The sequence below is a fragment of the Gluconacetobacter entanii genome (genome assembly GCF_013155425.1).
In the GTDB taxonomy this organism is placed as follows: Bacteria; Pseudomonadota; Alphaproteobacteria; order Acetobacterales; family Acetobacteraceae; genus Novacetimonas; species Novacetimonas entanii.
Window position 1 is genome coordinate 14,688 of sequence record NZ_JABJWD010000056.1, and the last position, 25,226, is coordinate 39,913.

28 protein-coding genes are annotated in these 25,226 nt (G+C 63.8%); 7 read left to right on the forward strand and 21 right to left on the reverse strand.

The features are described 5' to 3' along the window. Positions 1–113 precede the first annotated feature (113 nt). Both HNH97_RS10380 and HNH97_RS10385 read left to right on the forward strand, forming a co-directional pair. Positions 114–1,187: an AI-2E family transporter gene (locus tag HNH97_RS10380; protein ID WP_110912581.1), complete on the forward strand. Its 1,074-nt coding sequence runs from the start codon at positions 114–116 to the stop codon at positions 1,185–1,187. Beyond that, positions 1,184–1,888, forward strand: a complete 705-nt coding sequence (locus HNH97_RS10385) for an endonuclease/exonuclease/phosphatase family protein (protein ID WP_110912582.1) — start codon at positions 1,184–1,186, stop codon at positions 1,886–1,888. Before HNH97_RS10380 ends, HNH97_RS10385 begins: the two co-directional genes overlap by 4 nt. Here HNH97_RS10385 and cls read toward each other — a convergent pair. After that, positions 1,879–3,297 (reverse strand): cardiolipin synthase, encoded by a 1,419-nt coding sequence (gene cls, locus HNH97_RS10390; protein ID WP_171790827.1) that lies wholly within the window; start codon positions 3,295–3,297, stop codon positions 1,879–1,881. The two genes, HNH97_RS10385 and cls, sit on opposite strands and share 10 nt — an antisense overlap. A gap of 190 nt (positions 3,298–3,487) precedes the next feature. Here cls and HNH97_RS10395 point away from each other — a divergent pair, with 190 nt between their 5' ends. Next, a complete protein-coding gene (locus tag HNH97_RS10395) occupies positions 3,488–3,841 on the forward strand; it encodes a YraN family protein (RefSeq protein ID WP_244949395.1) in 354 nt (117 codons plus the stop codon). 17 nt (positions 3,842–3,858) lie between these two features. Here HNH97_RS10395 and HNH97_RS10400 read toward each other — a convergent pair whose 3' ends face one another. The 10 genes from HNH97_RS10400 to purB form a co-directional block, all read right to left on the reverse strand. After that, positions 3,859–4,191, reverse strand: coding sequence for a hypothetical protein (locus HNH97_RS10400; RefSeq protein WP_171790828.1), 333 nt, complete (start codon positions 4,189–4,191; stop codon positions 3,859–3,861). Positions 4,192–4,348: 157 nt separating this feature from the next. Continuing rightward, positions 4,349–4,684: a Grx4 family monothiol glutaredoxin gene (gene grxD, locus HNH97_RS10405; protein ID WP_110093803.1), complete on the reverse strand. Its 336-nt coding sequence runs from the start codon at positions 4,682–4,684 to the stop codon at positions 4,349–4,351. Between the two features lie 52 nt (positions 4,685–4,736). Then, complete coding sequence (locus tag HNH97_RS10410) at positions 4,737–4,970, reverse strand: BolA family protein (RefSeq protein ID WP_003620177.1); 234 nt, start codon at positions 4,968–4,970, stop codon at positions 4,737–4,739. A 28-nt stretch (positions 4,971–4,998) separates the two neighbouring features. Continuing rightward, on the reverse strand, positions 4,999–7,209 hold the full coding sequence (gene purL, locus HNH97_RS10415) for a phosphoribosylformylglycinamidine synthase subunit PurL (RefSeq protein ID WP_171790829.1): 2,211 nt from the start codon (positions 7,207–7,209) through the stop codon (positions 4,999–5,001). Then, a complete protein-coding gene (purQ, locus tag HNH97_RS10420) occupies positions 7,206–7,907 on the reverse strand; it encodes a phosphoribosylformylglycinamidine synthase subunit PurQ (protein ID WP_171790830.1) in 702 nt (233 codons plus the stop codon). Before purQ ends, purL begins: the two co-directional genes overlap by 4 nt. After that, positions 7,904–8,293: a Rap1a/Tai family immunity protein gene (locus HNH97_RS10425; protein ID WP_110912585.1), complete on the reverse strand. Its 390-nt coding sequence runs from the start codon at positions 8,291–8,293 to the stop codon at positions 7,904–7,906. Before HNH97_RS10425 ends, purQ begins: the two co-directional genes overlap by 4 nt. Next, positions 8,290–8,535 (reverse strand): phosphoribosylformylglycinamidine synthase subunit PurS, encoded by a 246-nt coding sequence (purS, locus tag HNH97_RS10430; protein WP_110093807.1) that lies wholly within the window; start codon positions 8,533–8,535, stop codon positions 8,290–8,292. Before purS ends, HNH97_RS10425 begins: the two co-directional genes overlap by 4 nt. Next, complete coding sequence (gene purC / locus HNH97_RS10435; protein WP_110093808.1) at positions 8,532–9,296, reverse strand: phosphoribosylaminoimidazolesuccinocarboxamide synthase; 765 nt, start codon at positions 9,294–9,296, stop codon at positions 8,532–8,534. The genes purS and purC overlap by 4 nt, the downstream gene beginning before the upstream one ends. A gap of 125 nt (positions 9,297–9,421) precedes the next feature. Continuing rightward, complete coding sequence (locus HNH97_RS10440; protein ID WP_110912587.1) at positions 9,422–10,189, reverse strand: NRDE family protein; 768 nt, start codon at positions 10,187–10,189, stop codon at positions 9,422–9,424. A 54-nt stretch (positions 10,190–10,243) separates the two neighbouring features. After that, positions 10,244–11,596: an adenylosuccinate lyase gene (gene purB / locus HNH97_RS10445; RefSeq protein ID WP_110912588.1), complete on the reverse strand. Its 1,353-nt coding sequence runs from the start codon at positions 11,594–11,596 to the stop codon at positions 10,244–10,246. Between the two features lie 208 nt (positions 11,597–11,804). Here purB and HNH97_RS10450 point away from each other — a divergent pair, with 208 nt between their 5' ends. The 4 genes from HNH97_RS10450 to HNH97_RS10465 are packed head-to-tail and all read left to right on the forward strand — an operon-like array spanning position 11,805 to position 15,439. Continuing rightward, positions 11,805–12,404: a YjbE family putative metal transport protein gene (locus HNH97_RS10450; protein ID WP_110912589.1), complete on the forward strand. Its 600-nt coding sequence runs from the start codon at positions 11,805–11,807 to the stop codon at positions 12,402–12,404. After that, positions 12,401–14,428 (forward strand): lytic transglycosylase domain-containing protein, encoded by a 2,028-nt coding sequence (locus tag HNH97_RS18295; RefSeq protein ID WP_265176049.1) that lies wholly within the window; start codon positions 12,401–12,403, stop codon positions 14,426–14,428. Before HNH97_RS10450 ends, HNH97_RS18295 begins: the two co-directional genes overlap by 4 nt. After that, entirely contained in the window at positions 14,428–14,889 is a 462-nt protein-coding gene (locus HNH97_RS10460; RefSeq protein WP_171790831.1) for a phosphatidylglycerophosphatase A family protein, read from the forward strand. Before HNH97_RS18295 ends, HNH97_RS10460 begins: the two co-directional genes overlap by 1 nt. A 43-nt stretch (positions 14,890–14,932) precedes the next feature. Next, the gene (locus HNH97_RS10465) at positions 14,933–15,439 is read left to right on the forward strand and encodes a CinA family protein (protein ID WP_171790832.1); all 507 of its coding nucleotides are present in this window, start codon (positions 14,933–14,935) and stop codon (positions 15,437–15,439) included. 96 nt (positions 15,440–15,535) lie between these two features. Here the strand turns inward: HNH97_RS10465 and HNH97_RS17965 are convergent, their stop codons facing one another. The 10 genes from HNH97_RS17965 to trpD all read right to left on the reverse strand — a co-directional run bounded on the left by HNH97_RS17965 (position 15,536) and on the right by trpD (position 25,222). Then, positions 15,536–15,868 carry a hypothetical protein gene (locus HNH97_RS17965; protein WP_227744369.1) on the reverse strand — a complete coding sequence of 111 codons (333 nt, stop codon included), beginning with the start codon at positions 15,866–15,868 and terminating at the stop codon, positions 15,536–15,538. A gap of 34 nt (positions 15,869–15,902) precedes the next feature. Continuing rightward, a complete protein-coding gene (locus HNH97_RS10475) occupies positions 15,903–16,391 on the reverse strand; it encodes a type II toxin-antitoxin system RatA family toxin (RefSeq protein WP_110912592.1) in 489 nt (162 codons plus the stop codon). Then, positions 16,391–17,383, reverse strand: coding sequence for a lipoyl synthase (lipA, locus tag HNH97_RS10480; RefSeq protein WP_171790833.1), 993 nt, complete (start codon positions 17,381–17,383; stop codon positions 16,391–16,393). The genes HNH97_RS10475 and lipA overlap by 1 nt, the downstream gene beginning before the upstream one ends. Before the next feature lie 170 nt (positions 17,384–17,553). Further along, positions 17,554–18,966 carry a dihydrolipoyl dehydrogenase gene (lpdA, locus tag HNH97_RS10485; RefSeq protein WP_171790834.1) on the reverse strand — a complete coding sequence of 471 codons (1,413 nt, stop codon included), beginning with the start codon at positions 18,964–18,966 and terminating at the stop codon, positions 17,554–17,556. A gap of 10 nt (positions 18,967–18,976) precedes the next feature. Next, complete coding sequence (locus HNH97_RS10490; protein WP_171790835.1) at positions 18,977–20,269, reverse strand: pyruvate dehydrogenase complex dihydrolipoamide acetyltransferase; 1,293 nt, start codon at positions 20,267–20,269, stop codon at positions 18,977–18,979. A gap of 12 nt (positions 20,270–20,281) precedes the next feature. Next, the gene (locus tag HNH97_RS10495; RefSeq protein WP_171790836.1) at positions 20,282–21,643 is read right to left on the reverse strand and encodes a pyruvate dehydrogenase complex E1 component subunit beta; all 1,362 of its coding nucleotides are present in this window, start codon (positions 21,641–21,643) and stop codon (positions 20,282–20,284) included. A gap of 6 nt (positions 21,644–21,649) precedes the next feature. Next, positions 21,650–22,609 carry a pyruvate dehydrogenase (acetyl-transferring) E1 component subunit alpha gene (gene pdhA, locus HNH97_RS10500; protein WP_390670744.1) on the reverse strand — a complete coding sequence of 320 codons (960 nt, stop codon included), beginning with the start codon at positions 22,607–22,609 and terminating at the stop codon, positions 21,650–21,652. 135 nt (positions 22,610–22,744) lie between these two features. Then, on the reverse strand, positions 22,745–23,242 hold the full coding sequence (gene moaC, locus HNH97_RS10505; protein WP_171790838.1) for a cyclic pyranopterin monophosphate synthase MoaC: 498 nt from the start codon (positions 23,240–23,242) through the stop codon (positions 22,745–22,747). Continuing rightward, positions 23,239–24,090, reverse strand: a complete 852-nt coding sequence (trpC, locus tag HNH97_RS10510; RefSeq protein WP_171790869.1) for an indole-3-glycerol phosphate synthase TrpC — start codon at positions 24,088–24,090, stop codon at positions 23,239–23,241. The genes moaC and trpC overlap by 4 nt, the downstream gene beginning before the upstream one ends. 31 nt (positions 24,091–24,121) lie before the next feature. Next, a complete protein-coding gene (trpD, locus tag HNH97_RS10515; RefSeq protein WP_110912599.1) occupies positions 24,122–25,222 on the reverse strand; it encodes an anthranilate phosphoribosyltransferase in 1,101 nt (366 codons plus the stop codon). Positions 25,223–25,226: the final 4 nt, after the last annotated feature.

Genomic DNA, 25,226 nt, shown 5'->3' on the forward strand with positions numbered 1-25,226 from the left:
TGTGCCAACCTTTGGTGTTTCAGCGCTTTGCGATAAGGTGCAGCATATTGTGCCATGACGAAAGCGGGGTCACGCCTTCGCACGGATTGCCACGGGACGGATCGCGACGGATTATGGTCGAACGCATCATGATGGGGCTTATGCTGGGGGGAATCGCCTTCGGCTGCGTTCTCATCCTCTACCCATTCATGTCAGCCCTGCTGTGGGCGGCAATCCTGACATTTTCGACATGGCCGATCTATGTGCGGCTGCGGCGGCAGACTTCCCCGCTGATCGCCGCGCTGGGCATGACGGTCATGTCGGCGGTCGTGCTGGTGGTGCCGCTTACGCTTGTGGTCTCCAGCAGCATTGTCGAACTGCCCCAGACCCTGCCCGACGCGATCGACAGCATCACCACCTCCATCCACCTGCCGCCCCTGCCCGCATGGCTGGGACATATCCCGCATCTGGGCGCGCAACTGAACGAGACGTGGGAGAAGTGGCGTGTGGACGTGGGCAATATCGACCAGATGATACGTCCCTACAGCGGCCGACTGGTGCAATGGGCCCTTGCCGGGGTCATGCAACTCGCCAGCGGGCTTGCGCATCTGGGCATGGCGCTGTTCATGGCGTTTTTCTTCTGGCTGGGCGGGGAAGCACTTGGTGATACGTTCGTTGCCGTCGTGCGGCGCATCGCCGGGGTCTATGCGGATCGTATCCTCGGGATCATCGGGCGCACCATCCGGGGCACCGTCTATGGCATCATCGGCACCGCCCTGCTGCAGGGCGTGTTGACGGGGATCGGTTTCGCCATCGCGGGGATCTCCAACCCCATCCTGTGGGGCGGGATCACCGCCTTCATCTCCGTCCTGCCCATCGGCGCGCCGCTGATCTGGATACCGGCGGCGTTCTTCCTGTTCGTCGCCCACCATCCCGGCTGGGGCGTGTTCCTGCTGCTTTACGGGACCATCATCGTGTCGGGGGCCGATCATATCATGCGGCCCATGTTCATTGCCCGTGGGGCGCAGCTTCCCTATCTCCTGACGGTGCTGGGCGTTCTTGGGGGGATCTGGACGTTTGGCGGCCTTGGCATTTTTCTGGGGCCGGTGCTTATTGGTGTGGGATATACCCTGACGGCGGAATTCGCCGCAGGAGATCCGGGCGCGCGCCTGCCGCCCGAGGTCAGGGAGCCATTTGTCGAGCCATGAACCTTGCGCGTCCGTATCTGCGGCTGCCCGCCATCGTTGCCCAGCCGGGGACTTCTCCCCTGCCGGGATACCAGCCCGCGTTCCGTTCCGAAAACAGCATCAGGATCATCAGTTGGAACCTGTTGCGAAAGATCGGCGCCACGGTGCGCGATGTCGTGCACCTGATCCATCAGGAAAAGCCCGACCTGCTGCTGATGCAGGAGGCAACGATTGACATCGACGCCCTGCCCACGCTGATCGGGGGGCATTATGCGCGCTCCCCCCTGCCCGGCCGCATCCATGGCGTTGCATGCTGGAGCCCGTGGCCCTATCGCAGGCCGCCCATGACCTGCACCCTGCCGTCGGGGACGCTGATACGGCGCGTGGCGCAGATCATTGAATGTGGCCCGTTTGCCATCGCCAACGTGCACCTTTCGCATGGGCAGTTGCTGAACCGCCGGCAGTTGCGCCGCATGTCGCAGCTTCTGCCCTATCGTGCCGCGATCCTTGGGGATTTCAATCTTGTCGGCCCCACGCTGGTCCGGCATTTCCGTGATGTCGGCCCCCGTGCGCCCACGCATCGCATGGCCGATGTCCTGCCGATCCGGCTCGACCGGTGCCTGATCCGTGGCCTGTCGTGCGTGGAGCAGCGCGTGATCGACAATTACGCATCCGACCACCGCCCCATCGCCGTCCGGCTCGAACTCCTGCCTCAGAGATAGGGCAGGAGCAGCCGTGCCGAGGCATCGCGCAGCCTGACCGGCAGGGAACGCCGGTCGAGGTCGTGATGGGTCAGGCGTTCATGGCGATGGCGGATGATGAAATCGTCAATCGTGGCAGCCAGCGTATCATCATAGATTTCGAGGTTGATCTCGAAATTCAGCCGCAGGCTGCGCACGTCGATGTTCGAACTGCCCACGAACGACCAGTGCCGGTCCACGACCATGAGTTTCGAGTGGTTGAAGGGCGGTCGCGCCTGCCAGACCCTGCAACCGGAATCGAGGAAGCGCGGCAGGTTCGCCGCCCGTGCCCAGTCGATGAAGATATGGTTGCTGTGGCGCGGGACGATGATGTCCACCTCGATCCCGCGCAGCGCCGCAAGGGCAAGTTCCGTCAGGAACCTGTCATCGGGAAGGAAATACGGCGTCATCAGGCGCACGGAATGCCGGGCCATCGAAATGGCCTGCAGCATGGTGTATTCGATCTTCTCCAGGTCGGAATCCGGTCCCGCCGTGACAATGCGCGTCAGGCTGTCGCCATGGGCCTTCTGTTCGGGGAAGAACAGGTCCGCCAGCAGTTCCTCCCCCGTGGTGAAGGTCCAGTCGCGGGCGAAGGCCTCGCTCAACTGGTGGATGACCGGCCCGGCAATGCGGAAATGCGTGTCGGAGACGGGATGGGCCGGATGCAGCGCCGTCAGGTTTTCCCTGCCGATATTCAGCCCGCCCATGAACCCGGTCTGGCCATCGACCACCAGGATTTTCTTGTGATCGCGCATGTTGATGAACGGCATGCGCCACGGCAGCATCGAATGCATGAACCGCCCGACCGGCACCCCTGCCCGCGCCAGCCTGCTGGCGATCGCGCAATGGAAATAGCCGCTGCCCACGCCATCGACCAGCACCCGCACCTGTGCGCCGCGCCGGTGGGCCGCAATCAGCGCATCGCAGAATTTATGCCCGATTTCGTCTGGCCGGAAAATATATGAACACAGCAGGACCGTGCTTTGCGCCCCTTCAATCGCCGCGAGCATCTGTGGATACGCGCTGTCGCCGTCATGCAGCGGGGTGACAAGGTTGCCGGCCAGCAACGGACGCTGTGTCAGTTTCGTGACCATCTCCGCCAGCGGGGCGAAGCGTCCCTCCTCCCCCCTGCGCCAGCGCGAGGTCATGGTGCGGCTGTGCCATGGATGCAGGCCGACCAGGCGCTTTGCGCGCCGCCGCACACGGTTGATGCCGAACATCGAATACAGGATGCCACCGGTCAGCGGCATGAGGACCGTGACACCGATCCACCCGATGGAGGCCCCTACGTCACGTTTCGTCAGCAGCACATGGACGATGACAACCGCCACGATGCACAGGCGCAGCGCCAGCACGATCGGGGCAAGGAAAGTGACGTAAGTATAGATCATGATGCGGTCATTATTCCGTACGCGCCATGAAGGCATGAAAATTCGACACAGGCCGTCATGTTGGCTGCCCCGTGGGACCCGGATCGCGGTATTGCTGGTCCCTGCGCAGGCATCCCCGGGCAAAGGAAATGTAATGAAAGTCGCGACAACGCCAGAAGCCCCATCATCGCCATCATGGCGGAAGCGTTCCATGGGACGGCGATCCCATCACAGGGGGCTGGAAGCGGAACAGAAGGTTATGGAGCGGATGCGGTCGGAGGGATGGACCATCCTGGCGCAGCGCGCCCGCACGGCATGGGGGGAAATTGATATCGTCGCCATCCGTGACGGCATGCTGGTCTTTACGGAAGTGAAGGCACGTCCGTCGATCATGCAGGCAGGCGATGCCATCTCGCGCCGCACGATGCAGCGCCTGATGAATGCGGCGCAGGCCCTGTGCATGCTCAATACCGGATGGACCTATGACGAAATGCGCTTTGACGTGGTGGTAGTCCTGCCTGATGGCGACCTGCATCGCATCGAGGACGCATTCAGGATGGAGTGAGCCGCAATCCGGGACAATCAGGTCCGGTGATGGAGGCTCGTACGTGTCACGTGATGGATGGCGGTCGTGCCATGCGGGCGGTAGGACACTTCATGAACCAGGGAGTGGCGCACGTGCGATGACGTCGTGTGATGGGCGGATGCCACAACGACATGATGCCCGGCAACAGCACGGCGATAGACCACATGGCGCACCGGCGGCGGCGGCGCGGTCAGGGCGCTGAGTGTCAGGCGATCTGCTTCCATCTCTGTCATGGCATGGCTACGTGCCTGCGCCTGTGGCGTGACGCTGTAGAAGAAACCCGCGCAAACCACCGACAGGGTCGTGATTCGCAAGCACGTATGGCGCATCTAACACTCCAATTCAGTCATCGCAGCGAAGCTACGCAAAATCGGGTGCGCAAGGCAAGGCTCCGCACTGGCTGAAACAAAAAAAAGCGGAAGGGAGCCTGCGCTTCCCTTCCGCCTTCTGTTCCGGCTGTTACACCGGGGACCTGTCGGGCGCCGTTCAGGCAGATGCCGCGACAATGCCCTTTTCAGCCAGCAGCTTCTGCAGTTCGCCGGACTGGTACATCTCGGTCACGATGTCACAGCCACCGATGAACTCGCCCTTGACATAAAGCTGCGGCACCGTGGGCCAGTTCGAAAAATCCTTGATCCCCTGACGCAGGGCCGGATCTTCGAGGACATTGGCGGTCTTGAACGGCACGCCCAGATGCTTGAGGATCTGCACGACGCGTGCGGAAAAACCGCACTGCGGGAAGGTCGCATCGCCCTTCATGTACAGCATGACCGGATTGGCGTCGATCTGCGCCTGGATCTGCTGGGTGATGGTTTCGGCCATAATAATGGACTCCTCGTTCTGATGACCGGCTGCCTGCCCCGGTTCGGGGGGATCAGTCCGGTGTACTGGTCTGAAGGGCGAGTGCGTGCAGCTTGCCCCCCATATGCCCCTGCAACGCGTTATAGACCAACTGGTGCTGTTTCACGCGGGACAGGCCGCGAAACGCATTGCTGACAACCTTGCAGGCGTAATGGTCGCCATCCCCCGCAAGGTCGTCGATGTGGATCTGCGCATCCGGCAGCGCGCCACGGATGTAGGTTTCGATTTCCTGGGCCGTCATGGCCATCGGCTGTTCTCCTGCCTGTCCCTGGTGTTCAGCGATCCATGAGTCGCGGGAAGAATTCCTTGTTCACCGCGACGAGACGTGCCTTTGATATTGTGGAGCCATGGGGCAATGTCAAACCGTCACCGCCACTTTGGCCCAGCACGCGACACGGGACGGAGGCCTGCGCCGCCCGGTCCATGAACGCCTTGCCATCGCGGACCGCGACGATGTAGCGCGCCTGATCCTCACCGAACCAGAAGGCTTCGGGACGCATGCCCGCCTGCGGTGCCAGCAGGGTGCATCCGGCGTCGCCCGCCATGACCATTTCCGTCACGGTGACCAGCAGGCCACCATCCGCCACGTCATGACACGCAACGATGGTGCCATCGAGGATGGCCGCGCGCACGAAATCGCCATTGCGACGTTCGGCCTGCAGATCGACCGCAGGCGGTTCGCCATCCTGGCTGCCATGGATTTCACGCAGCCACAGCGACTGCCCCAGTTCGCCGCGTGTCTCGCCAATCACAATCACGTCACACCCGTCGGGCATACCCAGCCCCACGGCCTTCGTGACGTCATCAAGCACGCCAAGGCCGCCGATCGCAGGTGTCGGCAGGATGGAAACCGACTCCCCATCCGGGCCACGTGTTTCGTTGTAGAGCGAGACATTGCCGCTGACGACCGGGAAGTCGAGTGCGCGGCACGCATCGCCCATGCCCGCGATGGCATCGACGAACTGCCCCATCACCTCGGGTTTTTCGGGGGAGCCGAAGTTGAGGTTGTCCGTTACCGCCAGCGGACGCGCGCCGGTGGCGGTCAGGTTGCGCCATGCCTCCGCCACGGCCTGCGCGCCGCCGGTCCGGGCGTTCGCGCGGCAGTAGCGCGGCGTGCAGTCCGTTGTCATCGCAAGGCCAAGCGTCGTGCCCTCGACCTGTATGATGGCCGCATCGGCCGCGCCGGGGCGCCGGACGGTCTGGCCGCCCACGGTGCTGTCATACTGGTTCCACACCCATTCGCGCGAGGCGAGGTCGGGGCAGCGGATCAGCCGCAGCAGCGCCTGTTCGATCCCTACCGGGTCGGTAATCTGACCCAGCGGCACGGGCGGCAGGGCCGGTGCGGTCGGGCGGTGATAGACCGGGGCCTGGTCCGCCAGCGGCGCCAGCGGGATATCCGCCTCCGTCTGCCCCTTGTGGCGCAGGACGATGCGTCCCGTGTCCGTCAGGTGGCCGATGACGGCGAAATCCAGTTCCCACTTGTCGAAAATGGCGCGGGCCTGTTCCGTGCGGTCGGGACGGATGACGATCAGCATCCGCTCCTGGCTTTCCGACAGCATCATTTCATAGGCCGTCATGCCGCGTTCGCGCTGTGGCACCTGGTCAAGGTCGAGTTCGATCCCGACCCCGCCCTTGCCCGCCATTTCCACGGCGGAGGACGTCAGGCCAGCGGCCCCCATGTCCTGAATGGCGACGATCGCGTCGGTCGCCATCAGTTCAAGGCATGCCTCGATCAGCAGCTTTTCGACGAACGGGTCGCCCACCTGCACCGTGGGACGCTTGGCCAGCGCGTCCTCGTCAAACTCGGACGAGGACATGGTGGCCCCGTGGATCCCGTCACGCCCGGTCTTCGACCCGACATAGATGACGGGATTGCCCACGCCTGCCGCAGCCGACAGGAAGATGCGGTCCTGACGCGCGACCCCCACCGTCATCGCATTGACCAGCGGATTGCCGTCATAGGCGGGATGGAAGTTGATTTCCCCCCCGACGGTGGGAACGCCGACGCAGTTGCCATACCCGCCAACGCCACGCACGACGCCATCGACGATGCGCCGCGTCTGCGGGTTGTCGGGATCGCCAAAGCGCAGGGCATTGAGGTTCGCAACCGGGCGCGCGCCCATTGTGAAGACGTCGCGCAGGATGCCGCCAACCCCCGTTGCCGCCCCCTGGTAGGGTTCGATGAAGGAGGGATGGTTGTGGCTTTCCATCTTGAAGATGGCGGCAAGCCCCTGCCCGATATCGACGACGCCCGCGTTCTCGCCCGGTCCATGGATGACCCACGGCGCCTTCGTCGGCAGCGTCTTCAGATACGCGCGCGACGATTTGTAGGAGCAGTGTTCCGACCACATGACGGAAAAAATACCCAGTTCGGTCAGGCTCGGCGTGCGTCCCATGATGGACAGCACATTGCCGTATTCCTCTGCCGTCAGGCCGAATTCCTTCGCCAGCGCCTCGTTGACGGGCTTCTGTCCTGCTGTGCTCATCCGACCAGCGCCTCCACCAGACCTGTAAACAGCGGCTTTCCGTCTTCTCCGCCCATCAGGGGATCCACCAGATCTTCGGGGTGAGGCATCATGCCGCAGATGCGCAGGTTCTCGCTGAAGACGCCAGCGATGGCCCCCATGCTTCCGTTGGGGTTGAGCGTGTCATCCCCGGCATCAAGCCGTCCGTCCGCCGCGACATAGCGGAAGGCGACGCGGTTGGTGTCTTCAAGCATGCGGATCGTCTCGTGGTCGGCGATGTAATTGCCGTCCCCATGCGCCATGGGCGTGCGGAACACGTCATGGCGCTTCCAGTGGCGGGTGAACGGCGTGTCGTTGCGTTCAACGCGCAGGAAGCAGTCCTGCGACAGGAACCGCAGCGAGGCGTTGCGCAGCAGCGCGCCGGGCAGAAGCTGTGCTTCCGTCAGGATCTGGAAGCCATTGCACACGCCAAGGATATGCCCGCCCGCCTGCGCGAAGCGGCGGATGGCGGGCATGATCGGCGCATGGGCCGCCATCGCCCCGCACCGCAGGTAATCGCCATAGCTGAAGCCACCGGGCAGCACGACGAGGTCAAGGTCCGGCAGTTCCGTTTCGCGGTGCCAGATCATGCGGGGGGCGACGCCGGTCACGCTGCGCAGCGCGATCGCCATGTCACGTTCCCGGTTGGTGCCGGGAAAAACAACAATGCCCGCCTTCATTTGTGATCGCCGCAGGGATAGGCTTCATGAAGCGCGGTAAAGACCGCCTCCCCCGCCGGGCGGGAAAGCTGGTCGCGATGCGCCTTCATCCAGTCCACGACCTTGCCGCGCATGTCGGACAGGTTGGTCGCGGGCGCGATGCAGAACGCGGCGACATCGTGCTGGTCCTTTTCCGCGTTGCGCTCGAACAGGTGCGCAAGGGCCGCGGCATCCGCCACGCCGGAAATGTAGGAGTCACATAGCCCTGTGCCCGACGCGCGCGTGCACAGCGTGCCCAGCTGCGACGCGGGCATGCGCGACACCCGCTGCGCATGTGCATCCGAACGCGGCAGCAGGCCCACGCCAAGCGCGCAGGCCGCAAGGAAAATGCCCGTTGCCGTCTTCATTCCTCAACGACCTCCGCCGCGAAATCCTCGATCACGAGGTTGGCAAGCAGCGCGCGGGCCATTTCGTTGGCCTGCACGATGGCACGGGCCGGGTCGCTTTCGGAGAGTTCGAGGTCGATCACCCGCCCGATGCGCACGTCACCGACATTCTTGAAGTCGAGCACATGCAGCGCATGTTCCACCGCCTTGCCCTGGGGGTCGAGCACGCCGTCCTTGAGCATGACCGTCACGCGTACTTTCATTGCATTACCTCCGGTCCCTTCATGTCGGAATTCGTCGCCTCGGGCAGGATGCCAAGGCGCATGGCCACTTCCTGATAGGCTTCCTCGACCTTGCCCATATCCTGACGGAAACGGTCCTTGTCGAGCTTCTGGTTGGTCTTGGCATCCCACAGGCGGCAGTTGTCGGGCGAAATCTCGTCCGCCAGCACGATGCGCATGTTGTCGTTTTCCCACAGGCGGCCGAATTCAAGCTTGAAGTCCACCAGCGTGATCCCGATCCCCACGAACAGGCCGCACAGGAAATCGTTGATCCGCATGCTTAGCGAAACGATGTCCTCAAGGTCATGGGCGCAGGCCCAGCCAAAGGCGGTGATGTGTTCCTCGCTGACCATCGGGTCGTTGAGGCTGTCGTTCTTGTAGTAGAATTCGACGATCGGGTGCGGCAGGCGGGTGCCTTCCTTGATGCCGAGGCGCTTGCTGAGGCTGCCTGCGGCGACATTGCGGATCACGACCTCAAGCGGGATGATCTCCACCTCGCGGATCAACTGCTCGCGCATGTTCAGCCGGCGGATGAAATGGGTGGGGATCCCGATTTCATGCAGGCGCAGCATCAGGTGTTCGCTGATCCGGTTGTTCAGGACGCCCTTGCCGGTAATGACGCCCTTCTTGGCGCCATTGCCCGCACTGGCATCGTCCTTGAAATACTGAACCAGGGTTCCCGGTTCCGGACCCTCGAAAAGGATCTTCGCTTTTCCTTCATAAAGCTGGCGGCGGCGGCCCATACTCGTCCTTCACATACGGCTGTGGGAAGCATGCCGCAGGCATCCTCCCCTGCGGGTCCGCAACAGGACCCAGAATGATGCGCATGCAATAGCAGCGATTGCGCGTCGAAGATACCATAACGTTTCTATGTCGCCGCCATGCCCGCATCGGGGCGGCGGGCGTTCAGGTCCACCGGGGCATAGCCCACGCGGTCCGGCGCGCCGGCGGCAAAGAACCATGACCGCCCGCCGGGTGCGCCGGGATCGCGCGAGACGCCCAGCGCGGAGGAACTGCAGGTGCCAAAGCCCGAACGCGGCGGGATGTTGAGTTCACTGCCGGCAGGAAGCGAACGGTCGGCCAGCAGCGTGGTCCAGCTTTCCCATGCGGGCGGGATGGGGCGTGGCGCGGCGCGGAAGCGTGGCAGGTGGCGTGCGATCCGCGGCATCGACATGTCATCGGGATCCGTGGTCGCGATCATGTGCGTCCCCGCCTCCAGCGCGATGACCTGTGGCGTGCCGTAACCGGGGCCGCGGATGAAAAACGCGTCCGTGCCGTCACCCACGATCATGTTGAAGGAGCGCCATTCCCCGGCATCAAGGGTCGCGATCTGCGCGATGGCGTCGCGTGCGCACAGGTGATCCCCCACCATCAGCGGAAGTTCCCCGCGTGAACGCTTGCCCGGCGCGGGGCCAAGGCTGCCGACGCGGTTCATGATCGCCCCGATGACGCCCGCGTCATTCATGGTCAGCCACGAGCCACCGGCCACACAGTCACGTCCCCCCACGACCGTGGGATGTTCGCTCCAGTGGCGCGACGGTGGCTCCCACGGGCGGTCAAGGCGTTCATCACGGTTGGCCGCCAGCAGCAGCGGCCATGCCTCGTCCGGTTGGTGGGAGATAACGACAGTACACACGCCATTGATCCTGTATGTATGGGCCCGTGGCCGGGTCCGTTGGCTGTCCGGTCCCTATGCCTGGTGGGGGCCGGTTTCCCCGAAAACGCGATGGTAGGTGTGGTTCAGGTGACGCAGGTGCGCCTTGCTGTCCATCGCCGCGTCCAGCACCTCCGCCGGGACGCGTCCCGCGACTTCGGGATCGGCGTCGAGGTTTTCACGGAACGTCCGCCCGTCAGGCTGTCCCAGCTTGGTCCACGTTTCCATCGCGTTGCGCTGCACGATGCGATAGGCATCTTCACGCAGGATGCCCGCGCGTGCAAGCGCAAGCAGCACTTCGCCCGAATGGACGACACCGCCAAGGCTTTCGATATTTGCCTGCATGCGGTCGGGATAGACCACCAGCTTTTCCATCATCCCCGCAAGCCGCACCAGTGCGAAGTCAAGGCCGATCGTGCCATCGGGGCAGATGTTGCGCTCCACGGACGAATGGCTGATGTCGCGTTCATGCCACAGCGCCACGTTCTCCAGCGCCGGGATGACATGCGAGCGCACGAGGCGCGCAAGCCCGGTCAGGTTTTCCGACAGCACGGGGTTGCGCTTGTGCGGCATCGCGGACGACCCCTTCTGCCCCGGATGGAAGAACTCCTCCGCCTCGCGCACTTCGGAGCGCTGCAGGTGGCGGACTTCGACCGCAAGGCGCTCGATCCCGCTTGCGATCACCGCCAGCGCGCAGAAATAGGCGGCATGGCGGTCACGCGGGATCACCTGCGTGGAGACGCCCTCGGGCTTCAGGCCAAGCTTGTGCGCGACATATTCCTCCACGCGCGGGTCGATATGGGCATAGGTGCCGACCGCGCCTGAAATCGCACACACGGCAATCTCCTCCCGCGCACGGACAAGGCGTTCGCGGTTGCGGGCGAATTCCGCGTAATGTCCCGCAAGCTTCAGCCCGAACGACGTCGGTTCCGCATGGATGGCATGGCTGCGCCCGATCGTCAGCGTGTGCTTGTGCTCGAACGCCCGCGCCTTCAGTGCGGCGAGCAGCCTGTCGAGATCTTCGAGCAGCAGGTCGGTCGCCTGCACCATCTGCACCGACAGGCAGGTGTCGAGCACGTCGGACGAGGTCATGCCCAGATGGACGAAGCGGCTGTCGGGGCCGACCTTTTCCGCAAGCCATGTCAGGAACGCGATGACGTCGTGGCGGGTGACGGCCTCGATCTCGTCGATACGGTCAAGGTCGGCCTGCGTGAACGCCGCCATCGCCGCGTCGCCCTTTTCGCGGATGGTGCGCGCGGACTCTTCGGGGATGGCGCCGTACCTGGCCATGGCCTCACACGCGAGGGCCTCGATCTCGAACCAGATGCGGTACCGGTTTTCCGGGGACCAGATGGCGGCCATCACCGGCCGGGTATAACGCGGGACCATAGGGTTGGATTTCCTTAACAAAATGCGCGACAGGGGAATGTGGGACCCTTTCCTAGCCAATTCCGCGTCGCGCGTCTTCCCTTTCATGCATATTTCAAATCCGGATGCGCATGATTGCATGGCATCCGCATCCCACGGCATATACTGGGGCAGACCGACTTCATTTTTCATGTCCCTGCCGGACAGTGCAACAGGATGTCCCTGCTTCATGTCATTTGCCGTTTCCGCCTCCTCGCTTTACGCGCTTGGTCAGGTTGTCCTCATTGATCTTACGCTGGCGGGCGACAACGCGATCGTTGTCGGAATGGCGGTGCGTGGCCTCCCCGCCCCGCAGCGCAGGGTCGCGATCCTGTCGGGCGTGCTGGGTGCCGCACTGATCCGGATCTGCCTGGCGCTGGTGGCGGTGCGTCTGCTGGCCATCATCGGCCTGACGCTGGCGGGGGGGATGCTGCTGCTGTGGGTGTGCTGGCGGATGTATCGTGAAATGCGGGGGGCGGGCCACGCGGATGCCGATGCCGCCCCTGCCCCCGGTTCGCTGCGCAATGCCATCATCCGCATCATTGTGGCCGACCTGTCCATGAGCCTTGATAACGTCCTCGCGGTGGCGGGGGCCGCGGGCGAACATGTCGGCGTGCTGGTGACCGGACTGGTGGTTTCGGTGCTGATGATGGCCATCGCGGCCTCGCTGATCGCCCGACTGCTGGAGCGGTTCCGCTGGATTTCATGGATCGGGCTGCTGGTGGTGCTGGCGGTGGCCATTGAACTGATCGTCAAGGGCGGAGGTGAAGTGTGGACCCATCTTTCGTGACAGGCGGCCATGGATGGCGGGATGTGCGCCGCAGGATGGGGCGTGGTGGCCGTGTGGCGTCCATGGTGGCCGCATTGTGGATGTCATGCCCGGCCTGTAACGTTCATGCGGAAGTTCCCGCCATTCCCCCTTCCTCCGCATGGCCCACGCAGCGTCAGGCGGATACCGGCAATGCCGATGACAGTCCGGTTGCCGCCCGCCTGACGGTCTATCTGCGCCTGCTGTCCCCCGCCGGGGGAAGCGCCGATGAATATGCCAACTTCCTGACCGAAAGCGCCACATGGCCGAAGCGTGCCGTCATGCTCGCCAAGTTCGAGCATGCCCTGGCGCAGGAACAGGATCCCGCCACACTCGCGCGGTTGTGCGCGCGCTGGCAGTTGAGCGGCGCGCAGGCGCTGGCGCACTGTGCCACCGCCGCCACGCCACCACCTTCGCAGATAACGCAGTGGGCGCGCGCGGGATGGGTTTCCGGGGCCGATCAGCCTGCCGATGCGCACCTGATGCAGCAGCAGTTTGGCGCGGCCTTCACCGCGCAGGACAACTGGCAGCGTTTTGACCGGCAGGAGCGTAATGGCCGCCTTGCCGCGGCCGATGCCCAGATCGCATATCTCGACCCGCAGCAGCAGGCCCTTGCCCGTGCGCGGCTTGCCTTGCGTCGCAATGACGCAGGTGCGCAGGATCTGCTGGCGGCGGTTGCCGACGGCCAGCGCGATGACACCATGCTGGTCCTAGACCAGTTGCGCTGGCTGGATCATGCGCAACGCCTTGATGAGGCCATTGCCCTGTGGAAGCGCAGGGGTTTCGCCATAGAGCGGCAGCAGGACAGGACGGGCGCCGCCATGTTCTGGCATGCGCGTGACACGCTGGCGCGTGACCTGCTGATGCAGGGGCGCAACCGCGATGCGCTGCTGATTGCCGATGACCAGTCGGGCCTGCCGGAGGTTGCGTCCTATGACGCGCAGTTCCTCAGTGGCTGGATCCTGCTGCAGCGCCTGAAGCAGCCGGCAAAGGCGCTGGCGCGCTTTGAGCCGTTGACCCGCGCCACCGCACTGATCACCCGCAGTCGCGGACTGTACTGGAGCGGGCGTGCACAGGCGGCGCGTGGCAACCGTGCGGCGGCGCGTACCGCGTGGGAAGAGGCCGCGCAGTTTGCCAATACCTTTTACGGGCAGATGTCGATTGCCTGCCTGCGCAATGATGGGGTCAACGGGCTGCTGACCCCCGGACAGGCCGGGCAGTCCGTGCGCGAATACCTGATGCGGTTGCGCACGCCCGAACCCACGGTGGAGGAATCCGTGCGTTTCGATACGTCGGACCTTGCGCGCGCGGCCCAGATCCTGGTGTCATGGAACGATTTCCATCATGCCCGCGATTTTGTCATCAAACTGGATGAAGAAGCGACGCGGCCGGTGGAACATGTGCTTGCCGCCCGGCTTGCCACCCGTCTGGCGATGCCAGATGTCGCGGTGCTGATCGCGCGTCGCGCGGGGCGTGACGGGCTTGCGCTGGTGGATGATGGATGGCCCCGCCCCTTCGTGCCCTCGGAACATGACCTGCCGCAGGGGCTGGAACTGGCGGTCATGCGACAGGAAAGCAGCTTTGATCCCACCATCGTCAGCGGCGCGCATGCCGTCGGCCTGATGCAGTTGCTTCCGGCCACCGGACAGGAACTGGCCCGTCGTACGCACCAGCCCTATACCACCGTGACTGCGGCCATGCTGACCAATCCGCAGGTGAACATGACGCTGGGGGCAGCCTACCTCCAGCAGCTTATGGAGCGGTTCGGCGGCAGTGTCCCCTATCTGCTTGCCGCCTATAACAGCGGGCCGCACCGGGTCGATACATGGCTGGCCTCGCTTGGCGATCCGGCGCGCGATCATGCATCGGGCGAGGTCATACTGGACTGGGTGGAAAGCATCCCGTTCGAGGAGACGCGCAATTACGTGGAACGGGTGCTGGAAAACATGGTGATCTACCAGGCGCGCGCGGCCGGGACGGCAACAGGGACGGAGGCCGCACGATAATGCGTTCCTTCGCACGCATGATCGCCAGTTTTGGTGGCAGTGGCTTTGCCCCCCGCGCACCGGGGACGGTTGGATCGCTGGCCGCGCTGGTGGTGGGGGTTCCGCTGCTGCAGCATGTGGCATGGATGGGAATGGCCATCGCGGTGTGCTGCGTCATCGGATACTGGGCGACGGCCATGGTTTCGGATGGGGAAGACCATGGCTGGATCGTCATTGACGAGGTCGCGGGCATGTGGCTGTCGATGTGGCCGCTCGCCCCGCTGCATGTCTATGCCCTGCGTGGTGCGGATTTCCTGTGGCTGGCACTGGCGTTTGCCCTGTTCCGGCTGTTCGATATCACGAAGCCCGGACCGGTGGGCTGGTTTGACAGGCGACATGATGCCGTGGGTATCATGGGCGATGATATCGTGGCGGGCATGGGTGCCGGGCTGATTGTCATGGCCCTGCATGCCATCGCCTGACCCCGGTGCGGGACATGCAGCCGCAAAAACAGGATGAAAGCATATGGAACCGTCATTATCCGCCCGGATGACGCAGGGCGCGCTTGTGCTGCTGGAGGAACTGGCCCGGCAGGGGCGCCGGATCGTCGTGGCCGAAAGCTGCACTGGCGGCCTGCTGGCCGGATCCCTGACACAGCCGCCCGGTGCGTCCGAATTCGTGGCGGGCGGGTTTGTGACCTATTCCAATGCGATGAAGGTGCGGCTGCTGGATGTGCCGTCTGTCCTGCTTGACCTGCGTGGCGCGGTCAGCAGCGAGGTCGCCGCAGCCATGGCGGAAGGTGCCGTGGCCGTCGCCCCCGATGCTGATATCGCGGTATCGATTACGGGAATCGCAGGTCCCGGTGGGGGAAGCGCCGAAAAGCCGGTGGGTCTGGTGTGGTTCGCCGTGGCGGTGAAGCAGCAGTTGACGCGGACGGTCTCGGTCGTGTTTTCCGGGGACCGGGATTCGATCCGGACGCAGGCCGTGATCCATGCCCAGACACTGGTGATCGAAGCGTTGCAGGCCGGCTGAAACAAAAACGCGATCAGGTGGGATGACCTGATCGCGTCCGTGATGGTTAAAGCCCGATAGAATGAATGTTATTGGTCAATCCGATAGCTTCATGCCTTAATAGAATGCGACCGTATCGGTGGTTTCCGGCACACGGATCGGCGGGGACGTCGTTCCGGTGCCTGCGGCCTGAACCGGCTGCGGTTTGCCATTCGCGACCGGACCCTTCGCCGCAGGTGCCGGGGTCGCAGGTGCTTGGGCGTTCAGGCTGGCCCGCGCTTTTTGCAGGCTGAGGGCATTGAGATCCGCCGTTTCGGCGTTGCTGCCCGGTGCGGGCGCGTGGCTGTCCGATGTCTGGTGACGTGCATGCGTCGCAGCCAGTGACGCATGCGCCGTTCCTGCCCCCGCCAGTCCAGCCAGCAGGAAGATCAGGAGAGAGGAATGTTTCATTAGACCATTTTCCGGGAAGTAGGCATGCCCGCTATTATGCGTTTCCCATCTTGGCGGGCATGGTCGAGGGATTGGCGGGCGGTACTATCGTGGGTGGACCATAGATGTCACGGGCCCGCCGGATAAAGGCCGACACCATCAGGCGAACGGCCTCGTTGAATACAACGCCGATTGCCGCCTGCAGCAGGCGGGAGCGGAATTCGAAATCGACGAAGAAATCGATCAGGCATCCCCGTTCATCAGGGGTAAAGGTCCAGACATTGTTCAGGTAGCGGAACGGACCTTTTTCATAGGTGACACGGATGGTCCGTGGCTGATCGAGGGTCACGCGACTGGTGAAGGTTTCACGGAACGGACCAAAACCGATCGACAGGTCCGCCACCAGCAGCGTGGCGGTGCGGCTTCTGACCCTGGCGGCCACGCACCAGGGCAGGAACTGCGGATACTTTCCGACATCGGCGACCAGATCGAAAAGCTGATCCGGAGAATAGGCGATCAACCGACGTTCGGCATGGGTGGGCATCACTTCGTCTCCATCGCGCCGTTCTGGGTTTCCAGACGCTTTTGTCGTGCGGCACGCAATTCCGCAAAATCAGAGTCCGCATGATACGACGACCGTGTCAGTGGCGACGAACTGACCTGAAGGAATCCCTTGACCCGGGCCATGGCGGCGTAGTCGGCGAACTCCTCCGGCGTGACAAAACGTGCCACCGCAGCATGCTTGACCGTAGGTTGGAGATATTGCCCCAGGGTGATGAAATCAACGTCCGCTATACGCAGGTCATCCATGACCTGAAGTATTTCGGGCTTCTCCTCCCCCAGTCCCAGCATCAGTCCCGACTTGGTGAAGATCGACGGATCGAGGCGCTTGACGTCATCAAGCAGCCGCATCGACTGGTAATAGCGCGCACCGGGCCGGATGGAGGGATACAGGCGCGGCACGGTTTCAAGGTTGTGGTTGAACACATCGGGCCGTGCCCTGACCACGATTTCCAGCGACCCGGGCTTGCGCAGGAAATCGGGGGTCAGGATCTCGATGGTCGTGGTGGGGGCCGCCTCGCGTATCGCGGTGATGACACGGGCAAAATGATGCGCCCCGCCGTCCGGCAGGTCATCACGGTCCACGGACGTGATGACGACATGACGCAGGCCCAGCTTTGCCACCGCTTCGGCCACGCGCTGCGGTTCATCGGCATCCAGCGCGTGCGGCAGTCCGGTCGTGACATTGCAGAACGCGCAGGCACGGGTGCAGATTTCGCCCATGATCATCATGGTCGCGTGGCGTTGCGACCAGCATTCGCCGATATTGGGACAGGCCGCTTCCTCGCACACCGTCACCAGTTTCTGGTCACGCATCAGCTTGCGCGTTTCGTGATAGACGGGGTTGTTGGGCGCGCGGACACGGATCCAGTCCGGTTTCCTGGCAATGGGGTTGTCAGGCCGGTGTGCTTTTTCCGGGTGCCGCGCCGCAGGCGACCCTTCCTTGCGATGATCGATCAGGACACGTACGGACATAAGCGGTAAAACCCCGAAAAACAGGCAGATATCCACAAGTGGAACGCGCCGTTCCATGCGTCAAGCATTCTTGCGTGCCGGAACCTGATGGGCAATCACAAGGTCGGGAAAGGCACGCGGTGCAGCATACCTCCCCCGTTCATGGTGCATGAAAGCGGCCGCTGCAAAGTTCAGAAATGCAGCGCCCCGTCATAGGCGGCCAGCACGGCCTCATGCATGGTTTCGGAAATGGTGGGATGCGGGAACACCGTTTCCTTCAGCTCTTCATCCGTCAGTTCCGATGTCCGGGCGATGACATAGCCCTGGATCATCTCCGTCACCTCGGCCCCGATCATGTGCGCGCCGAGCAGTTCGCCCGTCTGCGCGTCAAAGATGGTCTTGACCAGCCCTTCCGGCTCTCCCATCGCGATGGCCTTGCCATTGCCGATGAAGGGAAAGCGCCCGACCCGGATCTTGTAGCCCGCCTCCTTCGCCCGTGCCTCCGTCATGCCGACCGAGGCCACCTGCGGACGGCAGTAGGTGCATCCGGGGATGTTCAGCGGATCCATCGGATGGACCTTCCGCCCGGCGATCATCTCCGCGCACATCACGCCTTCATGGCTTGCCTTGTGGGCAAGCCACGGCGGCCCGGCAATGTCCCCGATGGCATAGACCCCCTTCTCCGCCGTGCGGCAGTAGGGATCGACCTTGATATGAGTGCGCTCGACCTCGATCGCGGTGCCTTCCAGCCCGATATTCTCGACATTGCCGACGATACCGACGGCCGAAATGATGCGATCGACCGTAATCTCCTGCGTCTTGCCGCCTGCCTCGACCTTCAGGGTCACGGTATCGGGACCCTTGGAGACGGACACGATCTTCGCCCCCGTCAGGATCTTCATGCCCTGCTTTTCGAATGCCTTGCGTGCAAGGCCGCTGATTTCCTCATCCTCTACCGGCAGGATGCGTTCGGCAACCTCAACAATGGTCACTTCGGAGCCCATGTTGCGATAGAACGAGGCGAACTCGATCCCGATCGCCCCGGACCCGATCACCACCAGGCGCTTGGGCAGTTCCGTCGGCACCATGGCCTCGCGATAGGACCAGACCAGTTTCTGGTCCGGCTCCAGCCCCGGCAGCACGCGCGCCCGCGCGCCTGTCGCGATGATGACATGCGGGGCCAGCAGCGTCGCCGCGTCTCCCCCGCCTGTCGGGGTGACCGAAACCCGGCGTCTGTCGCCCTCGCTCCCGTCAAGACGGCCGAAGCCGTTGATGACGGTTACCTTGTTCTTCTTCAGCAGGTGTCCGACACCCGCCGAAAGCTGTGCCGAGACCGCGCGGGAGCGTTTGACCACTTTCTCAAGATCAAAGCGCACATTGTCCGCCGCGAACCCGAATTCCCCAAGGTTATGCAGCAGGTGGTTGATTTCCGACGCCCGCAGCAGCGCCTTGGTCGGGATACAGCCCCAGTTGAGGCAGATGCCGCCAAGCTGCGCGGCTTCCACCACCGCGACCTTCAGGCCAAGCTGCCCCGCGCGGATCGCGCTGACATATCCGCCGGGACCACCACCGATGATGATGACGTCAAATTGGGAAGAGTTCATGCCAGCGTCCTCAGACCACAAGACTTAGTGGGTTTTCCACCACGGAGCGGAAGACCGAGACCCATTGCGCGGCAAGCGCGCCATCCACGACGCGATGATCCACCGACAGTGTCACGGTCATGACGGTGGCCACGCGGATTTCCCCGTCCTTTACCACCGGGCGGGCTTCTCCCGCCGCAATGGCGAGGATGGCGGCCTGCGGCGGGTTGATGATGGCGGAGAACGCCTTCACCCCCATCATCCCCATGTTGGAGATGGAGAACGTGCCGCCCTGGAATTCATGGGGCTTGAGCTTCCCCTCACGCGCGCGCCGGATCAGGCCGCGCGTCTCCGTGCTGATCTGGCAAAGGCTTTTCAGGTCGGCCTGCCGGACGATGGGCGTGATCAGCCCGTCAGGGATGGAAACCGCCATCGAGATGTCGATATTGTCGTAATGGACGGTCACGTCGCCCGCATGGGAGACATTGACATCGGGCACCCGGCGCAACGTGATGGCCGCTGCCTTGATGAGCATGTCGTTGACCGAGATCTTGTAGGCCCCTGCCCCGTCCGCAGGCGATGCCGCGTTCAGTTGGGAACGCAGGGCCAGAAGCGCGTCGAGTTCGACATCCATCTCCACATAGAAATGCGGAATGGTCGATTTCGCTTCGGTCAGGCGACGGGCGATCACCTTGCGCATCGTCGAATTGGCGACGGTGTGATGGGGGGTATCGGCCGCGATCGCAACGCCCTGCATTGCGGGCGGCTGTGCTGGCGCTGCGGGCTGTGGCGGTGCGGCAGGTTGTGCCGCGGCCTGTTCGACATCGCGACGGACGATCCGCCCGTTCGGACCACTGCCCTTGAGCGTGGACAGGTCGATCCCTTTCTGGCCGGCGATGCGGCGTGCCAGCGGAGAGGCGAAAATACGCTTCCCCTTCGCCGGTCCGGCTGCCGCAGGCGTCGCAGGGGCAGCCGATCCGGATGTGCCGGTCACAGGCGAAGCCGATGCCGTGGGGGCCGGCGTGGGCGCCGGGGCCGCTGCCGCTGGTGCAGGTGCGCCGGGCGCATCGGGCACGGCCTCGCCTTCGGCGACGAGGATGGCGATCGGCGTGTTGACCTTGATGGCCTCGGCCCCCTCATCCACCAGGATGCGGCCAAGCACGCCCTCGTCCACGGCCTCGACTTCCATCGTGGCCTTGTCCGTCTCGATCTCGGCGACGACGTCGCCCGCGCTGACCGCCTCGCCTTCCTTCTTCAGCCAGCGCAGCAGCTTGCCTTCCGTCATGGTGGGAGACAGGGCCGGCATCAGGATATTCGTGGACATCGCGTTGCTCCCTCAGACAATCTGCCGGACGGCGTTGAGGATCCACTCGACATTGGGCAATGCCAGCTTTTCAAGGTTGGCGGCAAACGGCATCGGCACGTCGGCACCGGCCACGCGCACCGGCGGGGCGTCAAGGTAGTCGAACGCATGTTCGATCACCTGCATGGCAATCTCCGCACCGATCCCGGCGAAGGGCCAGCCTTCCTCGACACAGACAAGGCGGCTGGTCTTCCTGACGCTGTTGACGACAGTTTCGGTGTCAAGGGGACGGATCGTGCGCAGGTTGATCACCTCCGCGCTGATGCCCTGTTCCGCAAGCTTTGCCGCCGCCTCAAGTGCGACACCCACCATGATGGAGAATGTCACGATGGTGACGTCGCTGCCCTCGCGTTCGACCTTTGCCCTGCCGATGGGCAGGATGAAATCCTCATCCACGGGACAGGGGAATTTCTGTCCGTACAGGATCTCGTTTTCAAGGAAGATGACCGGGTTGGGATCGCGGATCGCGGCACGCAGCAGGCCCTTTGCATCGGCGGCGGACCACGGGGCCACGACCTTCAGGCCGGGGACATGGCCATACCAGCTTGCATAGCACTGCGAATGCTGTGCCCCCACCCGCGCCGCCGCACCGTTGGGACCACGGAAGACGATGGGGCACGACATCTGCCCGCCCGACATGTAGCGCGTCTTGGCGGCGGAATTGATGATCTGGTCAATGGCCTGCATGGCGAAATTCATGGTCATGAATTCCACGATCGGCTTCAGCCCCGTAAGGGCCGCGCCAATCGCCATGCCGGTGAAACCCTGCTCGGTGATCGGGGTGTCGATGACCCGCTTTTCACCGAATTCATCCAGCAGCCCCTGCGAGACCTTGTACGCACCCTGATACTGTGCGACCTCTTCACCAATCAGGAACACATCCTCATCACGGCGCAGTTCCGCCGCCATGGCATCGCGCAGGGCTTCGCGCACCGTAATCTCGCTCGTCTCGCCCCAGTCCTTTTCGATGCCGACCTGCGCTACTGGCGCGGGCCGCGTGGGGGGTACTGTGGCGGGAGTTGTCGCCACGGGGGCGGCACCTGTGCTCGGCGCGGGTTCGGCAGGCGTCGCATCGGCGGCGGAACTGTCCTCCCCGGGGGCAAGGAGGATGGCGATGGGCGTGTTGACGGCGATGTTTTCCGTCCCTTCGGGCACCAGCACCCGACCGATGGTTCCCTCTTCCACGGCCTCGACTTCCATCGTGGCCTTGTCGGTCTCGATCTCGGCAATCACGTCGCCGGGGGCCACGTCTTCCCCGGTATTCTTCAGCCAGCGGGCCAGCTTCCCTTCCGTCATCGTGGGGGACAGGGCGGGCATCAATATCTGTATGGGCATCTGTGTTCAGCTTTCGACAAGCACATCGGTCCACAGTTCGGACGGATCTGGTTCGGGGCTGGTCTGGGCGAAGTCACTGGCATCGGTCACGATGGCCTTGACCTTGGTGTCGATGGCTTTCAGTTCGTCTTCCGTGGTGCCCATGGCCAGAAGTTCCTTGCGCGCACGTTCGATCGGATCGTGGTTCCTGCGCATTTCCTCCACTTCGGAACGCTGGCGGTATTTGGCCGGGTCGGACATCGAATGACCGCGATAACGGTAGGTATCGACCTCCAGCAGCACCGGCCCCCTGCCCGCGCGGCAGTGGGCGACGGCATCGCGCGCCGCATTGCGCACGGCCTCCACATCCATGCCATCGACATGGAAGCCGGGAATGCCCCACGGTTCGCCATTGCGCCACAGTTCGCGCGAGGCGGAGGCGCGCTCCACGCTGGTGCCCATTCCGTAATGGTTGTTTTCAAGGACGAAGATGCACGGCAGTTTATGCAGGGCGGCAAGGTTGAAGCTCTCGTAAACCTGCCCCTGGTTGGACGCGCCCTCGCCATAATAGGTGACCGAGACCTCGTCCGTGCCGCGGTACTTGTTGGCGAAGGCAAGGCCGATGCCCAGCGAGACCTGCGCGCCGACGATGCCGTGGCCGCCATAGAAGTTCTTCTCGCGGGAGAACATGTGCATCGATCCCCCCTTGCCATGGGAATACCCGCCTTCACGCCCGGTCAGTTCCGCCATGACCCCGCGCGGCGTCATGCCCGCGGCCAGCATCTGCCCATGGTCACGGTAGGAGGTGATGATCTTGTCCCCGTCCTTGAGTTCCATCTGGATGCCGACCACCACGGCTTCCTGCCCGATATACAGGTGGCAGAAACCGCCGATCAGGCCCATGCCGTAAAGCTGTCCCGCCCGCTCCTCGAAACGGCGGATCAGGACCATCTGGTAATAGGCTTCCTGCAGTTCGGCCTGGGTCATGGCCTGGCTGTTGCGGCCGCCTGCGACATCGGAAACTTGTTTCTCACTCATTGAGTGTCCTTGCCTTCTTACATGACGTACAGACCGGGCCAGACCAGAGGATCGCGCGGCAGCACCGGCTGATGCAGTCTCTGGTTATCTGGAGGGCGGTGCCGTCCTTTCATAAAGCCCTGATGCGCCGCCGGATTTATGATGCAGGCAAATTTGACCGATCTCCATGTCGCGATCGACGGCCTTGCACATGTCATACAGTGTCAGTCCGGCCACGCAGACAGCCGTCAGGGCCTCCATTTCCACACCTGTCGGACCCGTGGTGCGGACGCGGGCAGTAATCTCGATGCCGGTGTCATCGGCCACGGGGGCAAGGTCCACCTTGACCGAGGACAGTGCAAGCGGATGGCAGAGCGGAATGAGGTCCGACGTCTTCTTTGCCGCCATGATGCCAGCGATCCGCGCAGTGGCCAGCACGTCCCCCTTTGGCGCGGTGCCGGACAGGATCATGTCGAGTGTCGTGCGACGCATGGTGATGCGGCCCTTCGCCACGGCTTCGCGCAGGGTCGTCGCCTTGCCTGATACATCCACCATCGTGGCATTGCCCGCCGCGTCGAGGTGCGAAAGGGTTGCCCCCGTCATGCCGGGGCGGTGCCCAGCAGCGTGCGGACCGCGTTTTCGAGGTCATCCGCGCGCAGCAGGCTTTCCCCCACAAGGAAGCCGCTTGCGCCCACGGCATTCAGCTTCACGATGTCCTCATGCGTGCGGATGCCGCTTTCGGAGACGATGATCCTGTCGGGCGGGACCATCGGCGCGAGTTCGATCGTCGTGTTCAGGTCGGTCTTGAGCGTCTTGAGATTGCGGTTGTTGATGCCGATCAGGGAAGTATCGAGCGCGAGCGCACGGTTCAGTTCCTGCTCGTCATGCACCTCCACCAGCACATCCATGTCCAGTCCCCGCGCGATGTCGAGGAGTTCCGCGGCCTCCGCATCCGTCAGGATCGCCATGATCAGCAGGATGCAGTCCGCGCCGATCAGGCGGCTTTCATGCACCTGCCACGGGTCAAGGATGAAGTCCTTGCGCAGGATCGGCAGCTTGCACGCCTCCCGCACGCGGGTCAGGTCTTCGGCGCTGCCGTGGAAGCACGACCCTTCGGTCAGCACGGAGATGCACGCGGCACCCGCCTGCTCGTACTGCTGCGCGATCAGGGTTGGCTGGTAATCCGCACGCAGGATGCCGGCGGAGGGAGAGGCCTTCTTTATTTCCGCGATCAGCCCGATCTGGTGATCGGCCGTGCGCTGCTTGAGCGCCTGTCCGAAGCCGCGCGGCGGGGTTGCCACCTCACGCGCCCGCGCGGTGATTTCCTTGAGCGGCGTGACGGTCGCACGCTGCGCCACATCCACCCGGGTGCGGGCGCAGATACGGTCGAGCACATCGGGCAAATCATCGGCATCCAGGTCCGGGACAGAATCGGTCTGTTGCGGCATCATTGGCGTGTCGTTCATTTTTTACCCTGTTACTCTATTCTGGCCTGTCCGCCCGGCATTCACGAACGGCTTGCAGCACGGCATGCGCCGCGCCATTGTCAAGAACGCTGGCGGCCAAGGCAACGTTCGTACGCAGGGCGACAATATCCAGCCTGTCGCCCTGAATGATATTTCCCCGCCCCGCCACATGCAGCGCAACGGCCGCATTCAGCAGCACCGTGTCGCGATAGGCGCCATGTGCGCCGCACAGCAGGTCGTTCAGCGCCCGGGCATTGTGCCGGGGCGTGCCCCCGGCGATGGCCTCGATCGGCGCGGGCGGCAGTCCCGCGTCCCCGGCCGTCACGACCCAGTCGCGGATGACCCCGCCATCAAGCGCGCAGATGCGGTTTTCCCCCGCCAGGGTCAGTTCATCGACCCAGCGCCTGTCGCCGCACGCGCCACTGACGCTCCAGACACAGTGCGATCCCTCATCCCGCAGGGTCTCGACCATCGGGCGCTGCCAGCGCGGGTCGAACACGCCCACCAGTTGACGGCGCACATGGCCCGGATTGCACAGCGGACCGACAAGGTTGAAGATGGTCCGGAACCCGAGTTCACGCCGGACCTGTCCCACATGGCGCAGGGCGGGATGGTGGTTCGGCGCGGCAAGGAACGCAACCCGGCAGGCATGGACCTGTGCGCGGATGTCGTCATGCCCGTCCGGCAGGCCAACCCCGAGTTCAAGCAGTACGTCCGTCGCCCCCGAGCGTGAGGACAGTGCCCGGTTGCCATGCTTGATGACCGGTACCTCGAGCGCTGCCAGCACAAAGGCCACGGCAGTGGAGACGTTGAAGGTGCCAAGCCCGTCGCCCCCGGTGCCGCAGACGTCGATGGCCCCGTCCGGCAGGTCCTTCACGCCGATCATGCGTGCGCGTATCGCGCTGACGGCGGCGCGCAGTTCACCCGCCGTCTCGCCCTTCATGTGAAGGGCGGTAAGGAACGCGGCGAGACGGATGTCGGAGACCTGCCCGTCCATGACCTGCGCGAAAATCCCTTCCGCCACCGGAAGCGGAAGGTCATGGCCAAGCAGCAGGTCCTTCATCACGGAGCGGAAATCGGCGACCACAGGGGCGGACGGGCCGGATGACTGTGTCATGGCC